This is a genomic window from Helicobacter sp. (assembly GCF_022511165.1).
GTDB lineage: Bacteria > Campylobacterota > Campylobacteria > Campylobacterales > Helicobacteraceae > Helicobacter_C.
The window spans coordinates 1-2,685 of record NZ_JAFLSB010000074.1; the positions used below are offsets into that span (position 1 = coordinate 1).

Genomic DNA, 2,685 nt, shown 5'->3' on the forward strand with positions numbered 1-2,685 from the left:
AACCCCCCCCCCCCGCTGTCTATAATATAATTTTGCCCTGAAATAAACTTTGCCTTATTTGAGAGGAGATAGCACACCATATTTGCCACATCACTTGGCTCACCCCAGCCAAATGGGTAAGATAGCTCGTGTATGATTTGATTGTATTCAAGCTCTTTGATGTTTTGATTTTCTGTCATAGGTGTAGAAATCATTGAGGGCAAGAGAGCGTTTATGCGCATTCCAAGCGGGGCAATTTCCTTTGAAATAGCCTTTATAGAAGCCGAAAGTGCGGCTTTTGTCGCAGCATAGACATTTTGCCCCTTTGTGCCAAAAAGCGCATCAGCAGATGAGATACAAACAATAGAAGTGCCTTTCCCAATGTTGTTTCTTTTATCACTCACAGCTTTTATGCTCATCAACACTGCAAAATAATTTATATCAAAAATCTCCTTTGCATATTGATAGGTAGTCCCCCTCAATGCGCATATTGCGCTTATACCAGCGCAATAAACAAGCCCAGAAAATTTTCCATATTTTTCCTTTAAGTCTTTTATATAATTTGGCAGATTTTCTATATCCTCTGCCAAGTCCTTTTGCTCCAAAAAGACATTTTCAGGGTATTTGCATTGAGCTTTCATTTGCTCTAACCGCTCCTTATTGCGTCCTATGGCGATGATACTCGCTCCAAGCGAATTCAGCAAAATAGCACTAGATTCACCTATGCCAGAGCTTGCGCCTGTTACGATATACACTTGTTCTTTTGAAAAGGCAATCATTACAAGCCACACTTTTTTGCTATATCTTCGATTGTTTGAAAGTTGCTTATTTCACTTATTGCCATAGTAACTGAAAATTCTCTATCCAAAAACGCTAGGGTAGTCATTTTGGAGAGAGAATCCCACTCCTGTATTTCATCAAGTCTCATCTCAAAAGAGAGCTTCTCATCTGTTTGAAAAATCTCTTGCAAATGTTCTAAAAATTCTGTCCTACTCATCAACATATCCTCCTTTGTAGATTTGGGGTTTTAAGCAAAGCACATTCTCAAGGTCAGCTATACAAGCCCCCCACGATAGTCCTCCGCCAAAACCCTGCATTAAGACTTTTTTCTTTTTATCCAATTTATCGCGCAATTCCTCGCAAATAGTAGTGGGAATCGAAACAGCATTTTGATTGCCATATTTTGAAAATATCCTTGGTGCTTTTTCAAATGGAATCCCTGCTTTTTTAAGTATAGATTCTACAATATAGGTATTTGCTTGATGAAGTACAAAATAATCAATGTCATTTTTTGTGAGATGAGCAAAATCAAGCGTTTCTTCAAGAAGTGAAGGCTGTTCAGTAAGCGTAAAGTTGAACACTTCTATGCCATTCATATAGAGATTTTCTGCACTTCTAATATTGCCATTTTCATCGCTAGATTCAATCCGCGTAAATTCACTACTTGGCATCTTACAAGCTCCAGCTTTTTTGTATATTTGTTCCCAACCATTACCATCTGATTTGAGGATAAAGTATGAATCTGTAGCATTTGTATCAAAATCGATAATAGTCGCGCTTCCTGTGTCTGAAAATAAGGGTGCAGTAGTCTTATCTTTTTTATTGACGTATTTACTTAGAGTATCTCCAACTACCAATAAAACCCGCTTGATTCCAGCATTGACAAGCATACCTGCTACAAATAGCCCATACACATAGCCAGAACAAGCAAATTCCATATCAAGCGCGATACATTCTTTATTTAGCCCTAAATTTTTATGCAAAATATGTGCATTACCGGGTATAGGATAATCAGGTGTTTGTGTGATGCTTACAATCGCATTAATACTTGAAACTTCAATCCCTAATGCTTTTATTATATTGAGACTTGCCGCCTCACATAGATTTAGTGTAGTTGTATCTTTGTTTGCTACATAGGTAATATCAAAACCTATTGTGCTTTGTAGTTTTTTGCAATGCTTTTCATTGTTCCACCATAAAGGTTCATCTTTAAAATGCTTTTTGTGTTCGCCAAGAACAACAGAGATTCCAGCTATTCGCATATTTTTGATGATAGATGTTGCCATATTTACTCCTTAATAAGACTACTACCTATTGTGCTTTAGCTTCTTCATAATCAAAAACTTTAATACCATTAACTTTATTTACTCCATTACTTGCTTCTTTATCAACAATAAAGATAAAGTTATCCCACTCTTTTACAGCATCATTAATAATTTGAGCGAATTCAAGCACTTCTCTCCCAAGTCCTCCAGCTCCATAAATACCAAGTGTTTTTTTACTCATTTATTTCAACTAACATCTTTTTTAACTTAATTAGGCAATTATTATGCCCCCCCCCCCCATAAAACTTTGCTTAAATGAGAATCTATTTTGTGGAGAAACAAAATTGCAGTTTGAATTTTATTTTTAGTTTTCTTTAAGTTTTTGCACACTTAATGTTTTTAGTTTGAGGATTTGATGAGCATATAACCTACATATTTTTTGCTTTTGCGCGTATTTTGGTGAAAGTTTTAGGGTAATGTACTAAAAGTATTTGTAGTGATTTTGCTTGTTGGGGCTTTGAAATTCTAGTTAAAATGTGATAAGCTCATTAATCTCCCTACAAATCCTGCTCAATTATCTTTTCAAAGCTTTCAAAATACAGCTTACTCATCTCCTCAAGGCTGATATTTATTTCATCAAGATAAAAATGCTCTCCGCCCA

General features: G+C 35.9%; 4 protein-coding genes. All 4 read right to left on the bottom strand.

The window, feature by feature from the left end; genetic code table 11:
* Nucleotides 1-758 (bottom strand): SDR family oxidoreductase (locus J1E28_RS07700; protein ID WP_291028449.1); only part of this gene is annotated, 758 nt, incomplete at its 3' end.
* Nucleotides 758-976 (bottom strand): acyl carrier protein, encoded by a 219-nt coding sequence (locus J1E28_RS07705; RefSeq protein WP_291028451.1) that lies wholly within the window; start codon nucleotides 974-976, stop codon nucleotides 758-760. The genes J1E28_RS07705 and J1E28_RS07700, both read right to left, overlap by 1 nt.
* On the bottom strand, nucleotides 969-2,045 hold the full coding sequence (locus tag J1E28_RS07710) for a 3-oxoacyl-[acyl-carrier-protein] synthase III C-terminal domain-containing protein (protein ID WP_291028453.1): 1,077 nt from the start codon (nucleotides 2,043-2,045) through the stop codon (nucleotides 969-971). The genes J1E28_RS07705 and J1E28_RS07710 overlap by 8 nt, the downstream gene beginning before the upstream one ends.
* Nucleotides 2,046-2,070: 25 nt before the next feature.
* Nucleotides 2,071-2,265, bottom strand: a complete 195-nt coding sequence (locus J1E28_RS07715) for a hypothetical protein (RefSeq protein ID WP_291028455.1) — start codon at nucleotides 2,263-2,265, stop codon at nucleotides 2,071-2,073.
* Nucleotides 2,266-2,685: the final 420 nt, after the last annotated feature.

What these genes read in the sequence shown, in the direction of transcription:
- J1E28_RS07705 (WP_291028451.1), bottom strand. Translation starts at nt 976, where the DNA reads ATGAGTAGGACAGAATTTTTAGAACATTTGCAAGAGATTTTTCAAACA.
- J1E28_RS07710 (WP_291028453.1), bottom strand. Translation starts at nt 2,045, where the DNA reads ATGGCAACATCTATCATCAAAAATATGCGAATAGCTGGAATCTCTGTT.
- J1E28_RS07715 (WP_291028455.1), bottom strand. Translation starts at nt 2,265, where the DNA reads ATGAGTAAAAAAACACTTGGTATTTATGGAGCTGGAGGACTTGGGAGA.